17 protein-coding genes are annotated in these 26,921 nt (G+C 56.0%); 7 read left to right on the top strand and 10 right to left on the bottom strand.

Annotated elements, in window-relative coordinates:
- Positions 1-11 precede the first annotated feature (11 nt).
- Complete coding sequence (locus SV7mr_RS17905) at positions 12-386, bottom strand: MGMT family protein (RefSeq protein ID WP_145275275.1); 375 nt, start codon at positions 384-386, stop codon at positions 12-14.
- A 62-nt stretch (positions 387-448) separates the two neighbouring features.
- Between SV7mr_RS17905 and SV7mr_RS17900 the strand changes: the two genes are divergently transcribed.
- Positions 449-1,351 carry a TIM barrel protein gene (locus tag SV7mr_RS17900; protein ID WP_419187558.1) on the top strand — a complete coding sequence of 301 codons (903 nt, stop codon included), beginning with the start codon at positions 449-451 and terminating at the stop codon, positions 1,349-1,351.
- Positions 1,352-1,356: 5 nt separating this feature from the next.
- Here SV7mr_RS17900 and SV7mr_RS17895 read toward each other — a convergent pair whose 3' ends face one another.
- Positions 1,357-2,493 (bottom strand): hypothetical protein, encoded by a 1,137-nt coding sequence (locus SV7mr_RS17895; RefSeq protein WP_145275272.1) that lies wholly within the window; start codon positions 2,491-2,493, stop codon positions 1,357-1,359.
- A gap of 463 nt (positions 2,494-2,956) precedes the next feature.
- Here SV7mr_RS17895 and SV7mr_RS17890 point away from each other — a divergent pair, with 463 nt between their 5' ends.
- Complete coding sequence (locus SV7mr_RS17890) at positions 2,957-3,904, top strand: transposase (RefSeq protein ID WP_145275269.1); 948 nt, start codon at positions 2,957-2,959, stop codon at positions 3,902-3,904.
- Positions 3,905-3,919: 15 nt separating this feature from the next.
- Here the strand turns inward: SV7mr_RS17890 and SV7mr_RS17885 are convergent, their stop codons facing one another.
- Complete coding sequence (locus tag SV7mr_RS17885; RefSeq protein WP_419188482.1) at positions 3,920-5,911, bottom strand: NAD(+) synthase; 1,992 nt, start codon at positions 5,909-5,911, stop codon at positions 3,920-3,922.
- A 365-nt stretch (positions 5,912-6,276) separates the two neighbouring features.
- Here SV7mr_RS17885 and SV7mr_RS17880 point away from each other — a divergent pair, with 365 nt between their 5' ends.
- Positions 6,277-6,738: a superoxide dismutase [Ni] gene (locus SV7mr_RS17880; RefSeq protein WP_145275263.1), complete on the top strand. Its 462-nt coding sequence runs from the start codon at positions 6,277-6,279 to the stop codon at positions 6,736-6,738.
- 193 nt (positions 6,739-6,931) lie between these two features.
- Here SV7mr_RS17880 and SV7mr_RS17875 read toward each other — a convergent pair whose 3' ends face one another.
- A complete protein-coding gene (locus tag SV7mr_RS17875; RefSeq protein ID WP_419187557.1) occupies positions 6,932-10,486 on the bottom strand; it encodes a PVC-type heme-binding CxxCH protein in 3,555 nt (1,184 codons plus the stop codon).
- A gap of 306 nt (positions 10,487-10,792) precedes the next feature.
- Here SV7mr_RS17875 and SV7mr_RS17870 point away from each other — a divergent pair, with 306 nt between their 5' ends.
- Together SV7mr_RS17870 and SV7mr_RS17865 are read left to right on the top strand one after the other, a co-directional pair.
- Positions 10,793-13,354: a DUF1592 domain-containing protein gene (locus SV7mr_RS17870; protein ID WP_145275256.1), complete on the top strand. Its 2,562-nt coding sequence runs from the start codon at positions 10,793-10,795 to the stop codon at positions 13,352-13,354.
- A gap of 81 nt (positions 13,355-13,435) precedes the next feature.
- Positions 13,436-14,788 (top strand): DUF1552 domain-containing protein, encoded by a 1,353-nt coding sequence (locus SV7mr_RS17865; protein WP_145275253.1) that lies wholly within the window; start codon positions 13,436-13,438, stop codon positions 14,786-14,788.
- Positions 14,789-14,991: 203 nt separating this feature from the next.
- Here SV7mr_RS17865 and SV7mr_RS17860 read toward each other — a convergent pair whose 3' ends face one another.
- From SV7mr_RS17860 to SV7mr_RS17840, 5 genes are all read right to left on the bottom strand, one after another.
- On the bottom strand, positions 14,992-17,193 hold the full coding sequence (locus tag SV7mr_RS17860; RefSeq protein WP_145275249.1) for a hypothetical protein: 2,202 nt from the start codon (positions 17,191-17,193) through the stop codon (positions 14,992-14,994).
- A gap of 65 nt (positions 17,194-17,258) precedes the next feature.
- Positions 17,259-18,161 (bottom strand): RNA polymerase sigma factor, encoded by a 903-nt coding sequence (locus SV7mr_RS25540; protein WP_419187556.1) that lies wholly within the window; start codon positions 18,159-18,161, stop codon positions 17,259-17,261.
- Between the two features lie 4 nt (positions 18,162-18,165).
- A complete protein-coding gene (locus tag SV7mr_RS17850; protein ID WP_419187555.1) occupies positions 18,166-19,440 on the bottom strand; it encodes a DUF1501 domain-containing protein in 1,275 nt (424 codons plus the stop codon).
- Between the two features lie 126 nt (positions 19,441-19,566).
- Complete coding sequence (locus tag SV7mr_RS17845) at positions 19,567-21,174, bottom strand: DUF1549 domain-containing protein (RefSeq protein WP_145275246.1); 1,608 nt, start codon at positions 21,172-21,174, stop codon at positions 19,567-19,569.
- 368 nt (positions 21,175-21,542) lie between these two features.
- Positions 21,543-22,142 (bottom strand): hypothetical protein, encoded by a 600-nt coding sequence (locus SV7mr_RS17840; RefSeq protein WP_145275243.1) that lies wholly within the window; start codon positions 22,140-22,142, stop codon positions 21,543-21,545.
- Between the two features lie 382 nt (positions 22,143-22,524).
- Between SV7mr_RS17840 and SV7mr_RS17835 the strand changes: the two genes are divergently transcribed.
- Together SV7mr_RS17835 and rnc are read left to right on the top strand one after the other, a co-directional pair.
- Complete coding sequence (locus SV7mr_RS17835) at positions 22,525-23,448, top strand: cysteine peptidase family C39 domain-containing protein (RefSeq protein ID WP_145275240.1); 924 nt, start codon at positions 22,525-22,527, stop codon at positions 23,446-23,448.
- A 915-nt stretch (positions 23,449-24,363) separates the two neighbouring features.
- A complete protein-coding gene (gene rnc, locus SV7mr_RS17830) occupies positions 24,364-25,155 on the top strand; it encodes a ribonuclease III (protein WP_419187554.1) in 792 nt (263 codons plus the stop codon).
- A gap of 241 nt (positions 25,156-25,396) precedes the next feature.
- Here rnc and SV7mr_RS17825 read toward each other — a convergent pair whose 3' ends face one another.
- Positions 25,397-26,584 (bottom strand): beta-ketoacyl-ACP synthase III, encoded by a 1,188-nt coding sequence (locus tag SV7mr_RS17825; RefSeq protein WP_473163650.1) that lies wholly within the window; start codon positions 26,582-26,584, stop codon positions 25,397-25,399.
- Between the last annotated feature and the right edge of the window lie 337 nt (positions 26,585-26,921).

The following is a 26,921-nucleotide window of genomic DNA, read 5'->3' as shown; positions in this document are numbered from 1 at the left end:
GCGGAAAACAATCAGGAAAGCCTGCCGGTTGGGGGTGGTTTTGCGAAGCGGCCCGAGGGGGCGTCGATCACACGGCCGTTGCTGACCGTGACGCATTCCTCGTGCAGTTTCTCGGTTTGTGCGTCCGGATTGTTCGGTGGCAAATAGCCGCAGGAATAGACGACCCGCCACCAGGGAAGCGTTTCGCCGTGCTTGGACAGAAAGCGTCCTGCCATGCGGGCCGCGCCGGGACGCCCTGCCGCCGCGGCAAGGTCACCAAAAGTGATCACATGCCCCCGATCGAGCTCTTTCAGAAAACCAGCCATTTCAATTTCAAAGTCCGTCATGATCTCGCGGTCGATGGTGGTTAGAATGGGCCTGGATGGCGCTTCGTCGATTGTCGACATGACTTGGTTTGGCGGCAGACGATGCGCACTGCTCTTTCTGATTTGACACAAGGTTTTGATTCGTGAAACGACGCCAATTTTTGAATACACATCTTACCGCAGCGGCTGGTGCTCTCTTAGCCCCCACTGTGATTCCCGGCCTCAGCGAACTTGCGTTGGCGGATGAAAAACCGACCAAGATTCGACAATCGATCATGGGCTGGTGTTTCAATCCAATGGACACGCTGAAGCTTGCTGGGCATTGTAAGCGAATTGGCTTGGAAGCGATGGAAGGCATCAATTCCAAATGGTATGCCCAAGTCACCGCGATGGGGCTCAAGATCTCGTTGACCGGAAGCCATGGCTTTGCCGATGGACCGATCAACCGCGATAATCACGCAATGGTTGAAGCGAAGTTGCGCGAAGGCATTGATCTGGCTGCAAAGTTTAACGCTCCCAACGTGATCACGTTCACTGGAATGAGTGAGAAAGGGATCAGTGATCAGGCCGCCAAACAGAATTGCCTCGATTGCTGGAAACGTGTGATTCCCTACGCTGAAGAAAAAGGCGTCGGAATTGTGCTGGAACATCTCAACAGCAAGGCTCACATCAATCCAGATGGCACCGTTCATCCGATGAAAGGACACCCGGGTTATTGGGGTGACGATGTGCACTTATGTGCCGATCTGGTCAATGCCGTTGGCAGCGACAAATTTAAACTGCTGTTTGATATTTATCACGTTCAAATCATGAACGGCGACTTGATCTCGAATCTGCAAAAATACCAGAGCATCATTGGTCACTACCACACCGCCGGTAACCCCGATCGCCGCGAACTCGATGAACGCAACGAGATCAATTACCCCGCTGTGATGCGGGCCATTCTGGCAACCGGTTACAACGGCTACGTCGCTCAGGAATTCATTCCCACCAGTGACGATCCCGTCCAGTCGTTGCAGCAAGCGTACGACGTCTGCAACGTCTAGTTTCGTTATCGCAGTAACCGTTGCGGCAGGTTCCAGTTGGATGACGACGCTGAACTCGACATGATCCGCGTCGCCGGTGGTGGCGTGGTCAGAAGCCGAGTCGCTGGTGCTTGCCGATCGGCGTTGTCACCGCTGGGGGCACTCGCCGAGTCGTCTGAGAGTCGAATCAACACTGCCTTGCGAGCAACGTGTGGAGCTTCGCTGCCAGCACTGGAGACAGGACCTTGAACCGTCTGTCCCGCTTTCTCAGACGCTGCTTCGGCAAGTAACAGGTCAGCCAAACTCTCTGTATGATTCGGCACTGGTTTGGCAGGTAAACGCTGTGAGACCGTTTTGGCCGTTGCGGTTTGGGATGCCCGAGCCGGTGCTTGTTGCTCTGATTGACTCACTCGGTTCAGATCGACGGTGGCAGTCCGGTGCGTGGGCTGTTGGGGAACAGGCACCGAGATGGGACGCACGGGATTGAGTGTTTTGGCGTTCTTGATGCTGCCGAATTGAATGTTCGCTGAACGCGGCTTGGCAGCAGCGACTGTCTGTGTGAAATTCGGCAACGGTGGCAGCGGTGCGATCGCGTCGGCAATCACTTGCTTGCCCGCTTGTGGCTGGGCGCGAACCGTTTCCGAGGCAGTTGCGTTGGTTTCAGCAGGAATCTGGCGCCGAATTGGAAACTTGCGGACTGCCAGACGCTTCAGTTGAGGCATCTCTTTAGCGATCAATGGATTCTTGCGAACCATGCCAATGTTCTTTACCGGCGGCGCGAAGATCGTGTTTTGATCGCGGTGATTGACTTCCGCGGTTCGCACATGATAGGACGTCGAGCCATTTGGGATTTGCTGGGTGCTAGCCTGCAGTGGCGACAGGGGTGCCACTTGGGAATCCGGCGCTTGAATGGATTGTGACGTCGCCAGTTCGGCAAATAAATTGACCTGCGTTGGCTGCGTGGTTCCAGCAATGATTGATGTGGGGACCGGCGCAAGCTGTTGAGCTACCGCTGGGTCAATCAGCGGACGCAAACCGACAGCCTGTTCGGTTGCGCGTGCAGAATCTGTTTGTAAAAGCAAACCGATCGCCAGTGGTGCAGCGCAGGCAGTGGTTGCCAACAGCGCAGCGGCGAGTGATTGATGGGAGAAGTGACCGGGCATACGACGCATCCTTGCAAGTCTGCCAAGCGAATGGAGGAATGGATTGGGATCGACTGGGCAGAAAACGGGAGGTCGTTTTTGGGAAGTGCCCGACGATCTTGGAGGTACACCTGAGTTCGGCGTTGTCATTGCAATGGGGCGAGGTGAATCCCCGCCACGGAAATAAAATCGTGGGGCCAGCCTCGGGCAATACCGTCAATCGTGGCTACGAATACAAGCTTGCCATCCGGATTGATGCAAGTGATTTCTACGACCGCAACAAACGGACTCAAGCCGATAGAAGAAAACTGCGTCCCCCCACATCCAATGGTGTCGCAGGATATCGATCAGGATGTCATGGAAGACATTGCGGGTTAGGTGCAGCCTGAGCATCGTAGGGACTGCTCCAACGTTGTGTCTTGCCTCTCATGGAATTGGAATTTCGCCTTCGGTGGGGTGAAATCACCACCTGAGGAGGATTCCGATGTCTCGAAAGAAACGCCGTTCGTTTAGTGATGCCCAGAAAGCTGATGCAGTTCGCCGGCACGTGGAAGATCACGTCCCAGTCTCTCAGATCGCCAATGATCTGGATATTCAACCCACCATGATCCACAACGGGGCAGAACCGGGGACGGTTGATCAGCCAGCCAGCGAACCACCGGTTGCGGAACCTGAGGACCAACCACCGAAGTCGAATGCTTTGTTTCATCTGATTTACGGTCGCAACAATCCGCCACCCTCTCAGTCGAAGCTTCCCGGTGATCAATCACAGCTGCTTGAGTTTCAAGAGTTGATGAACGATCCTACACCCATCAACGAATTGGATCTGGATAGCAAGATGGGATATGTAGAGATTGCCAAGCTAGCTGCTAAAGACGACAAGCAAGCGACGGCGATTCTCCAAAAGCACATTTCCGAAGTGATGAAGCAAGAGCAGATTTCCTACGCCCAGTTCAAGACGGTTACCAGTGGGCTAGTGAACTTGGGCCGACGCTACCAGGTTTATCCGGAATTTCGCGACAAGCAGACGCTGAAGTTTATTGAATCGCATATCGACCTTGGTGATAAATTGCCGCCGGTGGAGGGTTACGGAACTCGGTTTGATGATCCCAACGAAGAGTTGTCTCACGCTTCGATCTGTGGATTGCATGCCGCTGGTCAGGACATTGAGCGTTATGCTGGGACTCATGCAGATATGGTGCAGACGCTTCAAAATGCCCCCAAGCATCAACACCATCAAAACATCAAACAGACCTTGTCACCCTTTCAGAAGAAGGATGAAAGCGGATCGTTTATCGAACAAGGCTCTAGCATTGATTTGAATCAACCTGCTTCGAAGAAGGGCTTCAAATTCGATGCCACTCAGCGAACAAAAGTCCGGAACGATCTGTTCGATGGTTTGAATGCAGTGAAGCAGTTTTCAAACGATTAAGATCGTTTCTTCGTGCTAAATGGGTTCGCCATCACTGGGCATGCGCCAATCGCCTCGCGGTGAGAGGCTGACGGAGCCGACTTTGGGGCCATCGGGAACGCAGTTGCGTTTGAATTGGTTGCGATAAAAACGACTGATGAAGGTGTCCAGCGTGGCGGCAATCGCTGCCTGTTCATACGGCTGGTCGAACGATGCTTGTTGTGCCAAGTACAGAATCTTGTCGCGACCAAACCCATTGCGAACAAAGTGATACAAGAAAAAGTCATGCAATTCGTAATTGCCAATCGATGCCTCGGTGTTCTGTCGAATCTGCCCGTCGGCAGTGGGCGGCAGCAGCTCTGGCGAGATGGGTGTCTCAGCGACTCGGTACAGCACATCACGCAGCGGTTGGTCAAACAAATGGTCGGCGGCGTGACGGATGAGAAACCGGACCAACGTTTTCGGGACCGAGGTGTTCACGTTGTACATCGACATGTGGTCAGCGTTGTAGGTTGACCAACCGAGTGCCTGTTCGCTTAGGTCGCCCGTGCCTAGCACAAACCCGCGACTCATCAGTAGCAGTGTTCTTGTTCTTGCTTGGACGTTTTCGAACGTTAAATCGCCAGCATCATCGGGAGTGGCATTGAGCGCTTGCTGCAAGGATTCGACCGTCGTGCTGTCGTCGATCGGGATGCCTAGCGGTGAGTGTTTTAGCGACAGAAAGGTGTCCAAGCACTGTTGGCGGATATCGATTTCTTCGCCACTGATCCCGGTGATTTCAATCAAGCTCTGAGCGCTTTGCAGAGTGTGTTTTGTCGTGCCAAAGCCAGGCATGGTGATGCCACGGATTGACGAGCGTGACCAGCCGGCCGCCTGGACCGCTTGCAAGGCGACGAGCAACGCCAGGGTACTGTCAAGTCCACCGGAGACTCCGATCGACAAGGTGCTGTCCTTGGGCAGGCAAGACAACCGCTTGACCAAACCAGCTGATTGAATCGCCAGGATTTCGGCACAGCGAGCTGCCAGTGCTGCGCTTGCGGAGGGCACAAAGGGATGCGCATCAACATGCCGCATCAGTTGGGTCGGTGCTGGCTGGACTTGGCCGGCTTCGTGCAGATCGATGATCCGGTATTCCTCTTCGGCGTCGCCAGCAGCGACGTGAAATGATCCAGTTGTGCGCCGGTCATGCGATAATCGCTGTAAATCGATGTCCTGGGTCACGGAGGTTTCTGCAACCCATTCCGGGGTCAGACCATCGCCAATCCGTCTGCTCTCGCCCAGTAAGCGACCGTTTTCGGCAATCAAGCAGTGCCCGCCAAAGACTAGGTCTGACGTCGATTCACCGCTTCCTGATGAAGCGTAGGCATACGCCGCCAGACAACGACCGCTTTGCGATTGCACCAGTTGACGCCGCCAGTCTGCCTTGCCAATCGTTTCATTGCTGGCGGACAAATTGACCAAGACATTGGCACCGGCAACTGCCGCGCGACTGGACGGGGGAATCGGCATCCAAAGGTCTTCGCAAAGTTCAACGCCGATGAGTGCTTGGCCGACGCGAAACAAGAGATCTGTTCCAAAGGGAACTTCCCAGTCAGCGAGCGTGACCGTCTCGGGGTCCGCTGGTCCGGCGGGGTGGAAATGACGAGCCTCGTAAAACTCGCGGTAGTTCGGTATGTAGCTCTTGGGAACAATGCCTGCCAGTTCACCATCGGCATACACTGCCGCGACATTCATCAAGCGATCTTGGACAACCAGTGGCAGCCCCACAACGTAAATCGCCCGTTTGCCTTCGCTGGCCAGCACCAGACGTTCCAGTTGTTCGCTGGCATGGGACAGTAAGGCTTGATTGGCGAAGAGGTCTCCGCAGGTGTAGCCCGTCAATGCCAGCTCGGGGAGCACGACTAGGTCGGCATCCTGCGGCGACAAGGCCTTCAGGATGGCATCTGCGTTGGCGCCGGGGTTGCCGACGTGAGTGGCAGGCGAAATCGCTTGGATGCGGAAGATTCCGTGTTCGAAGTCGGGACCAATCAATGCTGTGCCGGGTGAATGAGTGAGTGAAGGGTGCGAATCACGCTCCGAATTGTATCTGCTTTTCTTCTCAAGACACGCCCCACCGCGTCCGGTTCACTGTCTGATTGCCAGAACGAGGCACGATGGTAGCGGTTGCCAATGTTCGTTTGCAACCATGCGGGAACGCTCGCGTCGCTGACCGTCAGACCCATCCGCACGAATCCTGTGGTCATGCGACGCCTAGTTGCTTGTCCGCTTGATTACACAGTATAGTAGTGCTGACATGTGCATTTCGCCTGACCGATATCCCTTTCCTTTTTCCGGTCAGATCCTGACAGCCATTGTCTGATAACGACCCCATTTTTTGACACTGAGTGAGAACCATGATCCGAATTTTGACTGCTTCGCTTGCTGTGATGATGACTGCTTCGATCGCCCTGGCCCACTGCCAAGTCCCTTGTGGAATCTATGGAGATCAGCGTCGCTTTGAGTCCATGTTGGAAGACGAGCACACCATTGCCAAAGCTCAGGCACAAATCAACGAAGCCACCGGCGCGAAAGCCTCCGCTCAGGTTGTCAATCAAACCGTCCGCTGGGTGATGACCAAAGAAGATCACGCCACCAAGATTCAAACGACCATTGCGTCTTACTTCATGGCTCAACGCATCAAGCCCGGCACGGAAGGGTACGCAAAGAAACTAGCTGCCGCTCACGCCGTGATGGTCGCCGCGATGAAGTGCAAGCAATCGGCCGATCCCGAAACAGCCAAGGCGCTTGAGAAGTCTATTTTTGACTTCTATCGCGCTTACGAAGGCAAAGAGCCAGTCTTCGAGCACTCTCACTGATCTGGATATCAGCCGGTTTTGGCGTTAGCTGGTTGGCGGTTGGCGTTGCCAACCACTTCACCCTCACCTCGCTGACGCTCGACTCTCCCGCCAGCGGGAGAGTTCAGTCACGAATATCAGCCGGTTTTGGCGTTAGCCACGGTTTGGGAATCGATGTTGGCTGGCAGGCCGGTGGCTTACGCCATGGCCGCGATTACTTGTTAAGAGACATCAGATACGCCAGTAAGTTAACCCATTGATCGGGCTTGATCGTTGCTGCCAAATTATTCGGCATTGGGGACAGATTGCTCTGCCGAATGACTTCTATCTGGTCATTGGCGATGGTGATCTCTTTCGCTTGGCTATCGACGACGATCGTTTGCTGTCCCTCACGACGTTTGATCAAACCGGTGATCACACGCCCATCGTCTAGCAATAGGGTGCTGCTGCGAAACGCCACATCAACGTTGCGATTGGGTTGCAGGACGTCTTCGGCAATTCGTTCCCAGCCGCGGCCCGCGATGCCGTCTAGGTTGGGACCGACTTGGCCGCCCTGCCCTGCGACTTGATGACAGTTTGCGCAGTGTTGTTTAAACACCGCCGCCCCCGCTTGTGCAGTGCCGGGGGACTGCCGCGATAACGTCAAGATTTTTTCAGTGAACTGTGTGATCGCTTCGTCGCGTGGTTTGGCGTTGCTTGCCAGAGTTTGTAAGTCGGCTTTGATCTCCGCCGCTGCAACAACACTCCACTGCGCGTTTGTTTCTGGATCAGCGATAGCCAAGGCGGCAATCTTACCGGTTTGGCCCAGCGTTAGCAGAACCGCCGCTCCGGCCTGGTCTGCTGAAAGTGCTTTCGCGATCGCTTTCTGATTTTCGAACGACACCACCGATGTGACGTCGCCAAGTCCCTTGCAGATTTCTGTCATGGACGCTTGCTTGTCGATCACTTTGGGGAGCAACTGGGAAACCTCGGCGACGGTTTGGCGTGACAGGGCTTCGATCCCCAAGCATTTGACCATGCCGTGGGTGATCGCGGTGTGTGAGCGGACACTGGCGGCGCGAGCATACAGCTCTCTGTCCGCCGCTCGATGGCTTTGCATCATCAGATTCGCGAAGTGACGGTTGGGACTGTCAAGTTGCCAATCAATCGTCAGTTGGGCAGCACGGAGACGACGCTGGTGCAGCGGCTGAGGATTCAGTCCCTGAAGTGAAAACTGGCCGACGGCAATCCATGCGTAGGCGGTTCCTGGATCCGCATCAACCACTTCAATGAACGCCTGTTTCCCAGCGTTCTCGCCGGCCTGAATGACAACTGGAGTCGCGGTGTCGGTGCGTGGCGCAGCAGCGGTGGCGATGACCTGTTGTGTTTGTTGATCGATCAGGCGAACCAAATTCTGATTGCCGGCGGGCTTGTCGGGGAAACCGTCGTGACCGGCAACCAGGAATGACAGTTGGGGTGGCAGAGTAAATGGCTGACTACGGCGAATGCCTCGACGTGTTTCGCCGGCCGGCAAGCTGCTGATCAACAAGTGCGGCCCTGCTCCGTCGCTGCTATGACGGCGGCGCGTTGGCGACCACGGATCGGGGCCCGTGTCATCTTGTTCCGCGACATGGCTCCAGCCAACCACGTCAGCCTGACTGGGGTTTAGCTTTCCCGTTTCAGAATCGACATCAAGCAGAGTGTTGACAACGTCGTTCGCCCAGCTGTTCCAGGAAGCTGGCATCGTTGCTTCGCCTTGTTGTTTTGCTCCCTGTTGAAGGGCCGTCAGCAGTTCAGCCTGCAATGCTTGGTTTTCGCCGCAGAACTCGCGTGCCTGATCGATCAGGGCTGTCAGTTTGGATTGGCTCACATGGCTTGCCGCCGTGCGGACGACCGTCTTGAGGTCGATGTCTGATGACTGTGAGACAAGCGAGAGATGCGTGGCCAGATGATTGGCAGCGGAATCGGTTTTGATCGCCAAGCAAACCGAAACAATGTTCGCTTGGTCGATGGGGTTCTGCGTTGATTCAACGCTGGCGAACTGAGACGCAATTTCTAGTTGCCGGCGCAATCCCAGTCGAAGCGCATGCCGAACGTGCGAGTCGGCGGAAGGATGTTGACGCAGGCAATCCAGTACAGCCTGTGGTGTCACCGTTTTTGAGTGCGTTTGTACCGCCCCTGCAGCAGCGAGCACGACGTTGGCATTCGCATCTTGGAGGCCTGTTTCGATCCACTCTTGAACGTTGTCATGGACCAGTGATGGAGAGGCTGCGATGGCACGCAGTGCATGTGTCCGTCGCAGCACGCTGGGCGAATTCAGCAGCGCTGTGATCTGTGCGGTCGCCAAGTGGCCGGTGCGTTGCAGGTACCATAATCCGCCAATGGCGGCCGCGTCGTTGTCGGTCGTGTCAACCAGTTGTGCAACCGAGGCCGCTGCCTTGTCTTTGTATTCGTCAACCAATACGTCACAGGCCGCCATGCGTTGTGGCAAGTTTGGGTGCCCGAGTTGAGCCACCCAGTCTTGCAAGGTACTGGGTGTCTTTGGCTGTTTTGACTTGGGTTGCTTTGTTTCTGAGTGGCCTTTGTAGACCACTCGCCAAATTCGACCGCTGGTGCGATCGCGTCCGGGGTGATCCAGTGGCACTTCATAATGGCCAATGATGCGATTGTAAAAATCAGCGATATACAGTGCGCCATCGGGCCCCACTTTGACATCAACGGGACGAAACCATGGATCATCACAACTCAGGAAGTCTTCTTCGGCAATGGCTTTGAACGAGCCATCGGTGAACTCCAAGCGATTGCGATTCACGCGGCTTGTCATGACGTTGCCGCCGAAACTATTGCCTTGATATTCGGCTGGAAATTGCGGTGCGTTGTAAATTGCGATGCCTGCAATCGCCGTGCTGCCGTGAAGATGATCCATGACTGCGGGCGTGAACCCCATGCCATCATGTGGTTTGCCAAAGCTGGGGCTATAGCCGTCGCGAAGCAGCAAACTGACTGGCTTGGTATGGCAGTCAGCGCTGAACAGATTGCCCAATGGGTCGAAGCACAAACCAAATGGATTGACTTGCCCATTGGTAAAGTGCTCGATCCGCGAACCATCAAGTTTGACGCGAAAGGTGTTGCCCGATTGCATGTGGACTTGGTTGCCATCGCCACCGGTCACGTGGCTTTGATTATTAAAGCCGTGGCAGCAATACAGCCAACCGTCAAAGCCACGCCGCAAACCGTTGACCATCCCATGCGTGTCTCGACTGGTATCGAACGGTCCATACAGAACTTCTCGTTGGTCGGCTTTGCCATCGCCGTCGGTGTCACGCAGATGAAGCAAGTTCGGAATGCTGAAGCAAATGGCTCCGTACCCCAATGGGTAAAGACCGATTGGAATGTTTAAGTTGTCTGCAAACTGCACCGCTTGCTCGCGATAGCCGTCTCCATCCAGGTCGGAAAGCACCGTGATGCGATCCGATCCCTGGCCCAGTTTTGCGGGGTACGGATATTCGGCGCTGCTGGTCACCCAAAGATTGCCTCGCGCATCAAAGGCTAGATTCATGGGTTTGGCAATCGCCGGTTCTGCCGCCACCAGTTGAACTTCAAAGCCATCAGGGACTCGAAAGCTGGCGAGTTGCTGCTGCGGTGTTTGAGGTTCAGTGGTCCGAACAGGCTTGGCGAATTCGTCTGGTTCAGCGGAGTGGAGTTGGATACCACTGATCGTCAAACTGATCCAACCGATTGCGCAAAGAAGTCGGCTGAGGGAAAGCTTGCGGAGGCGGGCGGCAGGCATGTGCAATGTTCGGGCAGGAAAGGGAGGCGACGGCCAGGAGTTGGTGGGGAGGCCGCGCATTTTACACCAAGCTGCCCATCAGCCTGGCGGTTGGCCGATCAGGTTTTTTCGGGCCGCCTCGTTCGAAATCGGGTTCAGCAGCGGAGCGATGCAAAAAGTAGGGCTCAGATTGGCCAGGCGAGGGGTGGGGCGAAAGTTTCTCTGGTGTTTGCTGGACATTTCTCTACAATGAGACGTAGGAATGCCTCCCTTCCGCCGCAACCCGATCGGGTGCGGTCCCGCCTCTGATTTCAGGATAACGTCGTTGTGACACAGACCCGTGTTCATGTGATTGCGGCTGCTCGGTTTCTGGTGAAAATGCCAGCTCGCAGTGGCCAATCTTCAAACGCTCGAAATGAAACCTCGTGCCTGGCCCGCATGGTGTTTGCTTTGGTCGCGGCGGTCGGTTGCGGTGCGCTGTCCACCGCTGGGGCTGAGGACACACCCCAGCAGGCGGCACGGCAACAGGAGAACTTGCAGGCCTGGAAGGCCAATGGTCTGCCGCTGATGCAGGCTTTCTGTGTCGATTGCCACAATGCAGACAACGCGGAAGCTGGATTGGATCTGACGCCTTATGAAACGCTGAGCGACCTGACGGCGGCAGAGATTCGACGAGTCACAGAAATGGTGCAATTCGGCGCCATGCCTCCCGTCGATGCCGAGCAACTTGAGATTGAGGATCGCAAACAGCTGGTGCAAGCGTTGGAGTCCACGCTTTATTCGGCGAGTTGCGATCTGACTCCCAAAGCCGGCAAAGTCACCGTCCGGCGGCTCAATCGTAGCGAATACAACAACACCGTCCGCGATCTATTCGGCCTGGATTTGCGGCCCGCGGAGACGTTCCCATCGGATGAAGTGGGAGCCGGATTTGATAACAATGGCGATGTGCTCTCTCTGAGCCCGATGTTGGTCGAAAAGTACATGACCGCCGCCGAGGACGTGTCCCAGAAAGTGATCATCGATCCTCGAGAGTTGCCGCGGTTGGATCTGAGCGTCGCTCCGGATCGGATTCCCGTTTTTGGCGACTACAAAATTGGTAGCTTCAACGGTCGGTTCTTGACCGAAGAAGCGTTCGCGTTCTTTGACGTCGATGCTCCTTACGCAGGCCGTTACACGTTCAGTGTGCGAGGTGGTACCAGCGAAGACAGTCAGGATCCTGTTCGCGTTGCCATTTGCAACGCCGATGGCAAAGTCATCGGTGTTGACAGTTTGAAATACTTTGGCGGCGGCGGCGGTAGTGATAGCATGCGTGAGGACGTGCAGCTGGAAAAAGGGAAGCAGCGATTGCTGCTGATCCCCGTGTTCGATGAACGCGAATTGAAGGTCAATGAAACGGTTTTGGACGTCGCCAAATCACTCGATGCCAAGCGAGCGAGCGAAATGCTGAAGGCTTTGGAAACGCCACAAAAGCCAAGTGGCCGATTCGATCGCGGCGAATTTCCGTTCATGTTTCGCAGTTTCCAAGTCAATGGCCCGCACAGTTTTCCAACAGAGGCCTATCCGCCAAAACAGTTTGCCTTGGTGCGCAGAGTTCCCCCGCGACGTGGCTCAAGTTATCGCGATGTTGCCAAAGTGTCGGCAGAGAACCTGAAGCCTGTGATGCGTTTCATGTTTCGAGGTCCGGTCAGTGATGATGAAGTCATGCCATACGCTCAGTTAGTTGAAGCGATGACCAAACGCGGCGAGTCCTATCACCGCAGCATGCAAATCGCATTGTCTGCATTGATGGTCAGTCCGCGATTTTTGTTTCGCGTTGAAACCGCTGAAAACGATGTCCAGCCCGACGAAGCAGGCGACCTGCCCCTAACGCAGCATCAGCTGGCCTCGCGGCTATCCTATTTTCTTTGGAGCAGCACTCCGGACGAGAATTTGCTTAATCGAGCTCGTGATGGAAAACTCAGCGGCGACGAAGTGACACGGCAAGTCGCTCGCATGATCACCGATGCCAAGGCAGATTCGTTGGGAGCTGATTTTGCAGCCCAGTGGTTGGGCTTGCGAAACTTGGAGACCCACGAGGCCGATGCGGCGAAGTTTCCTGAGTTTTCTGGCCCGCTTAAACAGGCAATGAACCAGGAAACTCAGCGTTTGTTCCTGCACTTGCTGCGCGAGAATCGTCCATTGAGTGAACTGTTGTCTGCCGACTACACGTTCGTCAATCCAGTGCTGGCTAAGTTCTATGGGATCGAAAAACAGCTCCAGGGTGACAGCGAATTTGTCAAAGTTTCGCTAACCGATACACCTCGGCGTGGGTTGCTTTCCCATGCCAGCGTGCTGACGGTGACTAGCATGCCTACGCGAACCAGCCCGGTTTTGCGGGGAAAATGGATTCTGGAAAGTGTGCTGGGAATTAAGGCTCCCGAGCCGCCAGCCGGGGTTCCTGAGCTAGAAGAGTCGAAAACCGCCGGCGAAAACGCTACACTAAGAGAGCAATTGGAGCTGCACCGAGAAAGCTCAACCTGTGCCTCGTGCCACAAGGTGATGGATCAATTGGGATTCGGGTTGGATGACTTTGATGCCATTGGACGATACCGTACCAAGGATCAAGGCCAGCCGATCGACGCCAGCGGTGCCTTGCCTGACGGTCGAGCCTTCAACGGCGGTGCTGAGCTAAGCCGCGTGCTGAGCCAAACCGAAGGCGAAGCCTTGGCGCGAACCATGATCAAACACATGCTGACCTTCGCAATCGGCCGCGAGTTGACTCCGGACGATCGTTGTGAAGTGGACGCGATGGTGGACTCCACTCGCGACGGTGGCTTTAAGGTCGCGGACATCGTGCAAGCGGTGGTCGCCAGCCGTCCGTTTCAGTTTCAGTCAACGGATCTCCCTTAAGCCCTGCCTGTTTTCAACCTACCCCTTTAGACGATCCCCTCGTCGTCACTCCGAATTCAATCCTACCCTTGCGGAGCGTGAATGATGTTTAATCTGAACGATAAATCGATCGATCGCCGAATGGTACTGCGTGGCTCAGCTGCGGTCCTGGGATTGCCTTTGCTAGAGGCGATGACGCCCCTGGCACGCAGTGCCTATGCCAGCTCTGATGAAGTCAAAGGCACCGTGCGAATGGCTGCCGTGTTCGTTCCCAATGGCGTGATTGTTCCTAAGTGGCGTCCAACGCGGGGCGAATCGGGGCAGCAAACCGATTGGCAGCTTTCCGAAACGCTGCAACCGCTGGCTGATCTGAAAAGCAAGATTAACGTGATCGAGAACTTGACGCTCGACAACGGCCGCGCTCACCGTGACGGTGCTGGCGATCACGCGCGGTGCGGCAGTACCTTCTTGACCGCAGCCCGACCGCTAAAAACCAGCAGCAACATTCGCTTGGGCATCTCGGTGGACCAAGTCGCTGCCCAGCAATTGGCTGGCAAGACTCGACTGCCTTCGATTGAATTGGGCCTCGTTGGTAGTCGCAACGCGGGTAGCTGTGACAGTGGTTACAGTTGTGCCTACAGCAGCAATATCTCGTGGCGGAACGAGTCCCAGCCGATGCCCAAGGAAACCATTCCACGCCAAGCTTTCGAACGCATGTTCGGTGGTGGCGACATCGGTGAACGTCGCGAGCGAAATGCGATTCGCAAAAGTATTCTCGATGTCGTCCGTGGCGATGCTGATCGGCTGATGAAGCAGTTGGGCAAAAGCGACCAACGCAAAATGGACGAGTACTTCGTCAGTGTGCGTGAAATCGAACAGCGGATCGAGCAAAGTGAAAAAGCCGATCAAGAGGCCTTGCCTGATATCGAGATCCCCTTCGGCCGAGTGGACGCGTTCCGAGAACACGCACGCTTGATGTTTGATCTGATGGTGATCGGTTTTCAAACCGATACCACTCGCGTGGCCACCTTGATGCTGGATAACGCCGGTGGCAATCGCCGCTATACCGAAATCGGCGTCAGCGATAGCCATCATGGTATGAGTCACCACCGTGACAAGCCTGAACTGGTCGCCAACCTCGCCAAGATCGATCATTACCTGATCGAACAGTACGCGTACTTCTTGAACAAATTGAACGAGACCTCTGACGCGGCGGGATCGCTGCTCGATCAGTCCATGGCCTTGTACGGCAGTGGAATCAGCGACGGCAACCGCCACCAGCATCACGATCTGCCTATCGTGATGGCAGGCAGTGCATCGGGGCAGATGGAAACCGGTCGCTTCATCGATGCCGGTCAAGAGTGTCCCATGGCGAACCTGTTCCTGTCGATGCTGGACATGATGGGCACACCGGTTGATGAAATCGGTGACAGTACCGATCGTCTGAAAGTCTAATCAGCCGAGCCGCAGGCCGTTAGGCCCCGTTTTTTGCAGCGCCGTATTTGTTGTGACAAGAACCGTGCCTAACGCCAAAACGGCTGATGGGATTAGCCGTTAGGCCCGCTTTTTTGCAGCGCCGTATTTGTTGTGACAAGAACCGTGCCTAACGCCAAAACGGCTGATGGAACGCTGGCGATCACCCAAACGCATGACGTGGGCTATTTTTCTAGAACCCACCACAGCTGATGGAGAGCTGGTTCTGCTGGCAGTTGTTTGTTGAGCTGCTTGGAAAGCTTCTCAACATCGCTTGGCAAGGTTGTCAGGCCTTGCATGTAACCAAGGTGACGCACTTGCTCGTCGTAGTCTTGAATGTCGGACAGCCAAGATGCTGGCAGCTCGGCATGGTCGCCAGGAAAGTCCAGTAGCAGCATGTCTTTCAAGGTCGGGCCTTGCAGCTCTGCGGACGCTTGATTTTGGCGGTTCTGGCGAGCCGATGGACGTGGCGGTTTCTTGGTGGGCTTGATGAGCACAGGCTGAGCCAGGATGCTGCCCTGCCCTACGGTCTCCAGCGGCATGCCCATTTGTTGCATCGCCAGTTCGATCCGTTGTGCTCGCTTGGATTCAGCGGTCTGAAACGCCGCTGCAAAGGCACTCACTTGGCTAAACGCGGTTTGGCGATCTTCGCTTGACGCCATGCGAATGGAGTCGATGCTCAGCGCGTCTGGGACGCTGCGGTTGCTCATGGGTGAGGCGATGATCAGCGCCAGTGTCCGAGTCAGGTCAAAGTGACTGGCCTTCAAATCATCGGTCAGTTGTTGACGCAGTTGCAACAGTTGCGGAGCGACCGGAGCCGCCAAGTTGTCGCTTGCCGATGCAACCAAAGGGCGACCATGGACCATTTTCCATAGCGAGTTCACAATCCCATTGGCCAGCATGTCGCTTCCGACCAGCGATTGGCTCCACAGTTGGTAATCGGACATGGCATCCGATCCATCGTCTAGGAACTTGCTGCTGACACGTTGCGGTGCCGCGGCTTGGCGTTTGTCGGGGCGTTCGTAAAAGATGTACTTGTTCTTGTCCTGGCGAACTACCCAGCGATTGTTTTCACGCTGGACGGTGTTGCTGACCAGCGACAGCATGGACATATAGTCTTCTTGAGTCGCGCTGCTGCCTACTTCTGAGTCATGGCAGCGAATGCAACGCAAGTCGGCATTCATTGACAGACTGGCAAGTCGGCGTGTCATCTGGTGATGGACATCTTGTTTTCGACCGCTGCCATGACCGAGTGCATCGTACCATCGCGATGACATCGGGTCGGTGCCAGCGATTAGCGAGGTTAGCTTGACGTCAAGCGGTTCGCTTTGCAGGGCAACCGTCTGGGTCAGGTCATCGATCAAGTCCTGATACTGCTGGAGCCCGGACTCTGGCAATTCGCTGGCGGTGGCCAGAAACTGCTTAGCGATCTGCGGGGTGTTCTCAGAGGACTGTAGGACCAGGTGCAGAGTTTCAGGGTCAGCAATTGCGTCAGTCGGCAGGGAGAGCCCCAGTCGCTTGTTCAGGCGTGAAGCGACCTCGAAATCGCTTGTCGCGGCGGTTGGTTCGATATCGCTTGCCCGCCAGTACTGTTGGATCAGTTCGCTGTTCTGACGCGCAATTTGATGAATTGGCAGCGAAGCGGGGGCTGGACGCTGAACGTTCGGCAGGATGTCCGGGCCGTTTGGATTGCCGACCAAGTCAATGGGAACGGTGTCCGGTTCGAGGCGATCTGGCATGATCACCGCGTCAGTGCCGGAGGTTCCATTGTCGACCAGTTTTGGGTTTTCATCGACCAGCGGGAAAGGCTTGACGTCTGTCGCTGGAGTGGCGAGTGGATCAGTGGTTCGCCCTGCAGCATCGTCGCTGGCGAGCTGCGTTGGGTGACCATCGGTCTCGCCGGTCTGCTGACCGTTTTCCGCTGGTGGCGGTTGTTTGGCGATAAAGTTACCGTCGTTGTCGTCGCCAAACTGGCTGGCCACAAACATGACCAAGATCGCTGCGGCAATGGCTGCCATCGCGGTCAGCAGGCGACGTTTCGAAGCACCACTTGTGCGGGCAGCGGGCTGGACGGTGGCTGTTTCGCGTGGCGTTTGGTGGAACGCTTGGGGACCACTAAGTTCAGCCAGGATCGGCTGCGTCAAGTCTGGTGGGGTTTTTCGCCGTGACTTACGCGATGGCAGAAATTCAGCAAGCAGCGTGTCGATGATCGGATCACGATCTTCGCTCTCTGGTGGTTCTTCCTTGAGACGCCGTAAGATCTGATTGGTCAGATCAGGTGGCTGGCTGCGGTCATCGGCGTCCCGGGCAATGAACTCAGCCAACAGCGCATCGATCATCGGATCGGCGTCGTTTTCGGGTTGGCTAGGCTTCTGGTCCACGGACATCAGTTGATTCGTTTCAAAAATGTAGGTGTTTCAATTATCTAAACGCAGATCGCGGTGGAAAGTGTTCAGATTTCAGTCGACAGTTTCAATTTTTCTTCCACACAGGATCGCAGTTGTGCCTTGGCACGTTGCATCAAGTTTCGGGCACCGTGATCGGTGATCCCCAGGGCTTCGCCGATTTCGACGCGTGTCGCATCGCTATCAAAACGCATTCGCAGGGCGATGCGTGCTCTCTCGGTCAGTTTCTCGAAGCACTGCTGTAGGGCTTCGACGGCCGCGTCACCGGTGATGTCTTTTCCGGCCCAGCGATCCCAGTACTCATCTAATAACTCGGGTTCACTAACGGTTTGTACTCGTCCAAGTTTACGATGACGGGAAACCAGCAAGTTGTATGCGGTTCGGCGCAGATAACCTGCGGTTGCGTTGTCATTATGTTGAACGAAATCGTCGTGCCGCAAAACCCTTAGAAAGGTTTCCTGCGTCAAATCGTCTGCTGTGGCATCATCGCAGCCCAGCATGCGCAAGTAACGCCAGACTCCGCGTTGGTGGCGGCGAATCAGTTCCTCGGGATCCAGGCTTTGCGTTGCCGCGTGATCGCTGAGGGGCTGTTTGCCAGCAGACTCCTGATCGGTGGGATCGTTTGCCAACGCAGGGTGACCGTTTGGGGCAGATAAATCGGCTTCGTTCTCGCGTCCGTTGACTCGCGTGGAGTCTTGCTTCCCCGTGATTGGGGAGGCATTGGAGCGGGAATCATTGTTCCTAGCCGACGAACGGTCGCCGCCTCGTTTTTTGGGCCGTCCCGAGGCGGGACGGCGTTTTGTTGCATCGACTGAGACGGATAAGTCCCTAGAATCCGTGTTCTCGTCGCGTTGACGCGACGAGGCAGGAAGGTCTTGGGGTGTTCCGGTTGCAATTAAGCTTGAATCGGAAGCGGTTGAGGCAGGATGGCCCGTTCCCAGTCGATCCACCAGTTTAGCCTACCAGTTCGGTAATCGCCTTGCCACCGTTTGCGATTTTCATCGGACGGCGGTTCTTGCTCATGAACGTGGTTTCCAGGCTGATATCAAGTCCCTTGACGACGGTCGCCATCAAGTCTTCAGCGCTGTAGGGCTGAGACTCCACCCGGGTGCCGTCGCTGCTGGTTTCACCAACCGCCAGGCCACCCTTGATGCCAGCTCCGCCGACAACGCATGACCACGAGCGAGCCCAGTGATCGCGACCAGCATTGGCGTTGATGCGAGGAGTACGACCAAATTCACCCATCCAGATCACGGCGGTGTCATCGATCAGCTCACGTTGCTCAAGGTCTTCGACCAGGGCGCTCATGGCTTGGTCCAATTGAGGCAGTTTGGTGTCAGCCAACGTTGCGTGAACGTTGTTGTGCAAGTCCCAGCCGCCGAGATCAACTTCGATGAATGGCACACCCGCTTCGACCAAACGACGCGCCAGCAAGCAACCTTGGCCGAAGCCGTTGGTGCCGTAGCGTTCTTTGGTCTTTTCGTCTTCCTTTTCAACGCGGAAGGCTTCCATTTGCTCGCTGGTCATCAGGTCGAAGGTCTTCTTCAGGACCTTGCCGTGTTCGCCGGCGGGCAGATCGCGAGTTCGCTTGGCGAAGCCGCTTTCGATTTCGTGCAGGGCAGCCATTCGCTGGCGCAAGCGAACGTCTTCCATCGACATGTTCAGGTTGCGGATGCGGCCATTGCTGGTCACCGAGAAGGGAGACCATGCCATTCCCAAGAAACCTGGTCCAGCCGAGCCACCGCCAACGGTGACGAAGGGAGGAATCTCAAGCTCGGGACGCTGGGCCATTAGTTCGTGAGCCACAACAGCACCGTAGCTGGGGTGCTCGATGTTGGGGTTAGGAACGAAGCCGGTGTGCATGTAGTAGCGGCCACGGTTGTGGTCAGCTTCGCGAGTCGACATGCTACGCACGATCGACAGGTTGTGCATTTGCTTGGCGGTCAGCGGCATGTGCTCGCTGATCTGCATGTCGCCAGTGGTTGAAATGGGCTTGAAGGGACCGCCGGTGACAGCGCCGGGCTTCAGGTCCCAGATGTCGATCGTTGGAGGACCACCACCCATCCAAAGCATGACTGCCGACTTGCGTTTCTTTCGCATCTCTTCAGCGTTGGCTTGGATCGATGATCCCAGCGTCATCGCTGCCGACAGTGCAGCTGACGAGCCTGCCATGTGGTTCATGAAGTGACGGCGGCTCATCCCCTGTGGTGTTTTCCAGCTAGAATTCATGGCAATGCCTTATTTAGAAGAGACTTAGAAAGTTTGATTGGAAAGTGTTGGTTCGACTTTAAAACGGTGATTCGCAGGGTTTGAACCCAAGTTTGGGCACAAACCCTCAAAAGGATTGCAATTCATCTAGTGTTGCAAGATGAATTCATTGCTGTTCAAGATCGCCCACCAGACGTCTTGTAGCATTTCGCCCTCTTTGCCCTCGCGAGCGCGGAAGAGGCTGCCAGCGAGTTGCAGTTCTTTCTTGGTCGGTTTGCGTCCCAGGCCGGCCAAGTACAGGCCGTTGACGCGGTCGGTCGTGGTGCGACCGGTGCTCAGCAGACTGTCCAGGAAGCTGCCCTTTTTGAGGCTGGTCGCGTTCTTGGTCAGTTCGCCATTGAACAGCATCAACGCTTGTGGGATCGAGCCATTGAAGGTCGTCGCTTCGTCGCCTTCGTCGGTGCCAAAGGTGACCGTGAACTGGCGTAGCCACTCGCGGCGTTTGCGTTCCTGGTCTTCGTAGGTTCCCGAGGCAGTCCCGCTGGCTACGGTGACCATCGAGTGGTACAGCTGCTCAGCACTCATCTGACGCAAGTAGAAACGCGAGAACTTAGGCGATTCGCCAACCGACGGGTCGTCGATTTTGTTGTTCGTGCCCAGCACTGAATCCAGTGCATATGGCTTGCTAAGGGTGATCCACAGAATCAGCTCTTTGATGTCGTAGCTGTTTCCACGGAAAGCCTTGCCCAGTTCGTCAAGCAGTTCGGGGTGCGTGGGGATGTTGTGTGGGCCCATGTCGTCAATGGGACGGGTGAAGCCGTGGCCCAGGAACATTGACCAGTAGCGGTTGACGGCCATTTTGTCCATCGCATCGCTTTCAAGCATCAGTCGGCCCAGTTCGCTGCGACGCTTGACCTGATCAACCAGTCCGCTGCGACCGATCTCGGTGCCGTCGGTAAAGACGGGGAACGCTGATGAGAGGTAGCCGTTTCGCAGTTCGTAGTAAATCAAGGCTTCCTCAGGGTCGCCACCTTCACCTGCGAAGTCCTCGTTGACCAATTCGGCGTAGTCGATATCGCGAGTGCCATCGACATAACGCTGCAGGCCACGTGTCTGACGGAAGAACGAGTTGAATTCCCAGAACTTCTGTTGTTTCCAGTCGTTGAACGGGTGATTGTGGCACTGAGTGCATTGCACTTGCTGGCCCAGGAAAATTCGCGAAACGCTACTGGTCGCCAATGTTCCGTCTTCTTCGTTGACCTTGCCGATCAAGAAGTTCACGGCGCCATTGAAGTTCGGTGAGCCCGGCTTGGTGTCACCTTCGGCGGTCACCAATTCGTAAACCAAGCTGCTGTAGGGCTTGTTGCTGGCAAACGAGTCACGCAGGTACTTCATCAAGCCATCGCGACTGGTCAAGTCACGGCGATCGTTCCCGCCGCCACGGCCGATTAGCATGTTGGCCCAAACGGTCGCCCAGTGGTTGGCGTATTCTTCGGTGTATTGGTCGTCGTACAGCAGGCTGCGAACAAGCTTGGTACGCTTGTCTTTACTGCGGTCAGACGTGAACGCTTTGCTCTCTTCGAGCGTGGGAATGCGGCCCAGGATGTCCAAGTAAACGCGGCGACACCAGACTTCGTCTCCGGCGCCTTTGGCGGGCGAAATTTCGTAATCGGCCCAGCCTTGTTCGATTTGCTGGTTAATCAGCGCGACCTGAGGCAACTGGCTCTGCTGAGCACTTGCAGCGGAAAGTGACATCGTGGCAGAAACCACGATGCACAAGAGGTAGCCCACCCCTCGGATTGGCAGGCTAGATCGGTTCGCGAACGTCCACATCATTGGTTGACCTGTTCCCGGTAAGGACACGAAGAAAAGCATAGGAAAACTAGAGCAGCAGTCAGTTGCTGCACTCTAGTAACGTCTACTACCGGTCATGGTACCTGAATGAATCCCCTGATTCAGATTCAGAATCGGAAATTCGCGGACATTTTGCGAACAGACCCCCGGTTTTAAGGGGTTCTTATGGATGGCGTCTTGATGACTCGCTCGGCAGGGGCGTTTTCCCGACAGTGGGGTGATTGCCCATGCGCTGCCAATCTTTCACCAAGTCACCGCAATGCGACCGCTTAGCGGATCTGAAACCTGTCCAGCATGGCCGGCGGTTGCCTCGTTTCCTGAGCCACGTTGCCGTTGGGGGTGGTTCCCGGCGACGTCAGCCAGCGGCGGCGCAGGAACACCGCTGCGTGGTTGGCTGGATGGCTGCGGTTCAGGCCGGGATTTCCAGGCAATCGGTTCACGTAAAAAGCAGCTGCCTCCGGGGTTGGGAACCAGGTTGCGTAGCCAGCAGAGCACCATTGCCCCGTGCCGATCTGCAGGCACTTCAGTCGCCCAAGCTGGTCCGCTGACAGGGGCCCCTGTTCTCGGTAACTGCCGATCGTCGGTGAACGCTGCAGGCGGCTGAGCAGGGTTGCTGACAGGTCGGCAAGGCGTTCAGGGCCGGCGGCCATCGCCTGGGGGAAGCTCAGGCGGATGATCACCCAGCCCATTTCCAGTTTCGCCTCAGGCGGCCTGAGGGCCTGGTCGCGTGACGGCTGTTGCCGCTGGGGGGATGGTTCCTGCCCTTGATCGCTGTGCAAGCATTGGCCGCTTGGGCTGCGTCTGGCAAGGGTTTCACGGCCTTCTTGGCAGGCCAATTCGAGTTTGAATTCGGGTGCGAGCTGGATCATCAGAAGCCTCGTTGCAGATGGGATGAACCGGAAGCGGTGGAGTTGTTTTGAGGATTCTGCAGGTGGGGGTGACACCTTTGGTCAAGCCCCGTGAAAGCTTCTTGGATTTGGGATCAGCGGCCGGACGCCCAGTAGCCTGCATGCCGGGCAGTGTCCAGCAGCCTGCTTGAATCATGAAGATTGTTGGTCGCCGGGCATTTTCCGCGTCTTCCAGTCGATTGACCGGAAAAATTGGCCGATTCGGTCTTGTAATGCGCTGGTAATTCATCAATTCTTAACTTAATAGGGGTTGATGGCGTGTCCTTTGTGGAATCGCCGTTAGAACTTAGTAACGAGACGAAGTGTCTGAGGCCGTGCACGAGAGCACCTGAGGTACCGAGAGATGTCCTTCCTAGCAGTTGAAATGCAGCATTGGATGGCGTGCGGAGTGATCGCACTGCTGATGCTGCTGGCCTTCATTGGCGGGCGACGTCTTTCTCGGGGGCACTATCAACGCAAGCCGATGCTGTTGGTTTGCACGCTGCTCTTTTCGCTGTTGTTTACCGTCGGCTTGGGCAGTCATTTGGCTTGGTTCTCAATCATTCCCTCCACCGCCACCTTGGCACTGGGGAATTGGTTGCCCGTTTTTCTGTGCTTTTGTGCAGGCGTTTCCTGTGCCGCTGGCTATTTGGGAAAGCTGTTTCGGGGCAGCACTGCGGTGACTTTGGTGGCCTTGAGTTTGGTGTCTTTGGTGGGCCCATTGGTGCGGCCCATTCTTTCGCCGATTGAATTGTCTGTTGAGGCGCAATGGCGCAACGGCGTTTGCTTGCAAAGTCACTCCGCAAGCTGTGGCCCGGCGGCGATTGCAACTTTGCTTCAGCAGACTGATACTCAGCTCGGCCGGGCCTCGTTAGGCAGAGTTGGCAGTCAGCTGTTAGATGATCAGGCCGGCTGTGAACGCCTTTTGGCACGCGCTTGCCTGACCAGCAAGCACGGGACGTTGCCCCAAGGGTTGCTGGGCGGATTGCGCTGGGCGGTTGGTGATTCCGGATTGGACGCCTTTGCGGCCGATCGTGACCCCATGCGGTGGCCAGCCAAGCAGCAATTGCCCAATGTGGCGATCGTGCGTTTTGCCGGTCCAGATGGTGGCTCAGGCATGCCGTCCTTTATCGGTCAAACGAATGAGTACCACGCCATCGTCGTGCACCGCCGATTGCCTGATGGTCGCTGGATCATCGCAGATCCTGCGGTTGGATGGGTCGTCTGGGACGATGAGATGTTTCACCGGCGATTCACGGGAAATGCGATCTATCTGAAGCAGATTTAGGCTTCACGGCTCGCTGTCAAAGGCCTGGCGATGGTTGCTTGTGGGGGCCGAGTTCCGCGCGGCGATGGCGACCAGTTGAATGCCGCGCCGGTGCCGATTGGATTCTCGCGCTTCCGGTGTACAGTGAACGCATTGCGGTGATTTAGTTGACCTGACGGACAATCTCCAGCAAGAATTTTGTTGATTTGGGTACTCAATCGGTCGATTCAATGTTATACAGCTAATGGTTTCGGTCTCATACCGGCGTTCGGGTTCCAGCGAATCATCGTTGGCCCATCCCCGATCGCCGGCGTGTGACGCAGCGAACCGGTTATAGCAGCGATGTCTTGGAGTCATTTGGGGGCCATTGCCAACGACTCTTCCGTCGACACCGTTGCTGTAAAAACGTTTTTCATGTCACTTCACAATTTCACCCTCGGTCGAAGTTGTGTTCGTGGGCGATCGCACGCCTCTTGAAGTAATCCGTCCTAGCGTTTGCCTGGGAAGTTTGTGGGCACACAGCGACATTGGTCGTGTGCTGTGCTTGCCAAGGAATCTTCTTTTGACTCGGCAATTCGCTGGCGACCACCGCGCGATGGGTGTGATTTGGAGAAGCGATCTCTGCGTTCTCATCACACGCACGACTCTTTGTTATGAAAGGTGTCAGGGTGATTGAGGGAGGTTGAGGGCGAGTCTCGGGACCTGGGAATCAAGCAGCCTGCAACTCGACACACCGTCTTCATTGCTCTCCGGCGATGCAAACTGTGTGCAAGTTGATCCAACGGGCTTGTTTTGCATTCGAACGGGTGGACGGATTGAGCTGGCATGATTGAAAAAAAGCCAACATCATGACTATCCAAACCGGCGCTCGATTCGTTGTCCAAATCCAAAGTTACTCTTTCGAACGGCTCCTCTGCGACAGTTGACGCAGATCAGGTGGATGACGCAGTTGCGTCGACCACTGTTGGAGCTTTAGGCGTCTCAGCCAGCGTCTCAGCCAGCGTCTCAGAGCATGCTGATAAGCTTGAGCTTTGCCAGCAATTAATTGGCTATCAGTTCAATAACATTGAGTTGTTGCGAAATGCACTGACTCACGCTTCCGGTGCAGCACACCGCTTGGCAAGCAATGAACGTCTGGAGTTTCTGGGCGACTCGGTGCTGGGGTTCGTCGTTTGTTCTTGGTTGTACGAAGCCTATCCCGAGTACAGTGAAGGTGACTTGACCAAGATCAAATCGGCAGTGGTCAGTCGCCGCACCTGCGGAAAAGTCGCTTGTCAGATCGGGCTCGACCAATGTTTGATCGTCGGCCGCGGCGTGACTCGCAATCGTAGCTATCCCAGGTCATTGGTCAGCGATGCCTTTGAATCCGTCATCGCGGCCGTCTATTTGGACGGCGGTCATGAGGTGGCTCGAGATCGCTTGCAGAGCTGGCTAAAAAGTGAAGTTGAAATGGCGGTGGAGAGCCAAGGCGCTTCGAACTACAAGTCCACGTTGCAGCAGCGCGCCCAGCGCGACATCGCCTGCACGCCACTGTATCGATTGAAGCAAGAGACCGGTCCCGATCACTGCAAGTCATTCTTGATTAGCGCCGTGATTGATGGCAAAGAATATACCGCCGCCTGGGGCAACAATAAAAAAGAAGCGGAGCAGAAAGCGGCCGCCAACGCGCTGGCAGAAATGAGCAAGCAAAACTTGCCATTTCCCCTGCCCGAGTCGCCGCCCGAATAAGCTTCACTCCAGCAAGTGCTTCACCCGCACAGCAGCTGGCAATCGATTGCCAGCCCATGTCTTGGCTTGCAGGCAGGTCGGCTTGCAGGCAGGTTGGCTTGCAGGCAGGTTGGCTTGCAGGCAGGTTGGCTTGCAGGCAGGTTGGCTTGCAGGCAGGTTGGCTTGCAGGCAGGTTGGCTTGCAGGCAGGCACGGGCCTGCGGTAGGCACGGGCCTGCGGCAGGCCAGCGGAGTCATTCAGCCTAGTAAGTCACCAGGGCGGTGCCCCAGGCGAGTCCGCTGCCAAAGCCGCACAGCAGGACTTTTTCCCCGCGTTGCAATTTGCCAGCTTTGATCGCTTCGTCCAAGGCCAGTGGAATGCTGGCCCCTGAAGTGTTGCCATAGCGGTCCAAGTTGACATAGATGCGATGGCTTTCTACGCCCAGGTCAGAGACCGCTGAATCAATGATTCGTTGGTTCGCTTGGTGCATCACGACTAATGCCAGTTGATCAGCGGTTGCACCGGCATGATTCAAGACGTCTTTGGCGCTTTCATCAAAGACCCGCACCGCCCATTTAAAGACATTGCGGCCGTCCATCTTCAAGTACTGCAAGCCTTGTTCGCGAGCGGCCTCGGTCAACGGTTGTCGTGTTCCACCGGCGGGGATGCAAAGCATCTCTCCGCCACAGCCTTCGCTGCCCAGTTGGTAGGACAGGATGCCAGGGACTGATTCGGAGCCTGCATCGATTCCTGTTGACGCATCCTCTGTGCCTTCGCCGGCAGGGCCCAGCAGCACCGCTCCTGCCCCGTCACCAAAGAGTGGATAGGTTTTCTTGTCGTTCGGGTCGACGGTCCGGCTCATTAAGTCAGCGCCGATGACCAGCACTCGTTTCGCATTGCCCGTGGCAACAAACTGCGCGCCGGTGACCATTGCGTAAACAAAGCCAGCACAGGCAGCGCTGATGTCCATCGCCGGAGCAAACGCACCGAGACGACGCTGTAAGTGACAGGCGGTGGATGGCGTAAAGTTATCGGGTGTGATGGTGGCGATCAGGATCAGATCCAATTCGCTCGCCTTGACCTTTGCATTCTGTAGGCAACGCACGGCGGCTTCATAGCAAAGATCGCTGGTGGCTTCTTCGTCCGAGGCGTGACGTCGCTCTTTGATGCCGGTGCGGCGAACAATCCATTCGCTGTCGCAGCCCAGTGCAGCCAGGTCTTCGTTGGTCACGACTTTCTCGGGAACGAAAGCGCCTGTGCCCAGGATTTTGACTCCTGGCACCGTTCCCATCCGTCCGCGGGTGTCATGGGAGGCCGCCGCTTGGGGATCGGCTTGGTCGCTGTGGCTTGACTGAGTTTGATCGGTGGAGCCAGAGGTAGCGGAGCGATCGGCTTGGTCGTTGCTGTTGACGCTAGTGGGATTCAATTCGCTGGCCGTGTGGAGAGACATCTTGGGGTCGAGAATCGTGAGGGGCAATGATCAAAGCGGAACGAGCGAGGCGAATGGATGTTCTAGCAGCAACGAACTTGAATCGGCCTTCAGGGGATTGCCCACGCTCCATCCCAGCGGCCAGACGCCGCGGGAAACGCAACAAACACCCAGACAATGCACGATCGATCTGCGTTTCCGCCTCAATCCGCCCTGGTCAGTGTTCGGTACCGCGATTTCGCAGCGTGTCGATGCTATGCTGGACGCGATTCAATGACCGCGTCGCCCATCGATTTCGCTGGGGCGTTGATTATCAGGTGGCTCCAGTATAGCGTTAACCATAGTCAGTCGTCAGGTG

It is taken from the genome of Stieleria bergensis (assembly GCA_007745635.1).
GTDB lineage: Bacteria > Planctomycetota > Planctomycetia > Pirellulales > Pirellulaceae > Stieleria > Stieleria bergensis.
Note: the sequence above shows the minus strand (reverse complement) of the source record. Positions and strands in the feature narration are given on the sequence as shown.

Bases quoted from the DNA above. Each gene is read 5' to 3' on its own strand.
- SV7mr_RS17905 (WP_145275275.1), bottom strand. From the start codon at position 386: ATGTCGACAATCGACGAAGCGCCATCCAGGCCCATTCTAACCACCATC.
- SV7mr_RS17895 (WP_145275272.1), bottom strand. From the start codon at position 2,493: ATGCCCGGTCACTTCTCCCATCAATCACTCGCCGCTGCGCTGTTGGCA.
- SV7mr_RS17890 (WP_145275269.1), top strand. From the start codon at position 2,957: ATGTCTCGAAAGAAACGCCGTTCGTTTAGTGATGCCCAGAAAGCTGAT.
- SV7mr_RS17880 (WP_145275263.1), top strand. From the start codon at position 6,277: ATGATCCGAATTTTGACTGCTTCGCTTGCTGTGATGATGACTGCTTCG.
- SV7mr_RS17875 (WP_419187557.1), bottom strand. From the start codon at position 10,486: ATGCCTGCCGCCCGCCTCCGCAAGCTTTCCCTCAGCCGACTTCTTTGC.
- SV7mr_RS17865 (WP_145275253.1), top strand. From the start codon at position 13,436: ATGATGTTTAATCTGAACGATAAATCGATCGATCGCCGAATGGTACTG.
- SV7mr_RS17860 (WP_145275249.1), bottom strand. From the start codon at position 17,193: ATGTCCGTGGACCAGAAGCCTAGCCAACCCGAAAACGACGCCGATCCG.
- SV7mr_RS17850 (WP_419187555.1), bottom strand. From the start codon at position 19,440: ATGAATTCTAGCTGGAAAACACCACAGGGGATGAGCCGCCGTCACTTC.
- SV7mr_RS17845 (WP_145275246.1), bottom strand. From the start codon at position 21,174: ATGTCACTTTCCGCTGCAAGTGCTCAGCAGAGCCAGTTGCCTCAGGTC.
- SV7mr_RS17840 (WP_145275243.1), bottom strand. From the start codon at position 22,142: ATGATCCAGCTCGCACCCGAATTCAAACTCGAATTGGCCTGCCAAGAA.
- SV7mr_RS17835 (WP_145275240.1), top strand. From the start codon at position 22,525: ATGTCCTTCCTAGCAGTTGAAATGCAGCATTGGATGGCGTGCGGAGTG.
- SV7mr_RS17825 (WP_473163650.1), bottom strand. From the start codon at position 26,584: ATGTCTCTCCACACGGCCAGCGAATTGAATCCCACTAGCGTCAACAGC.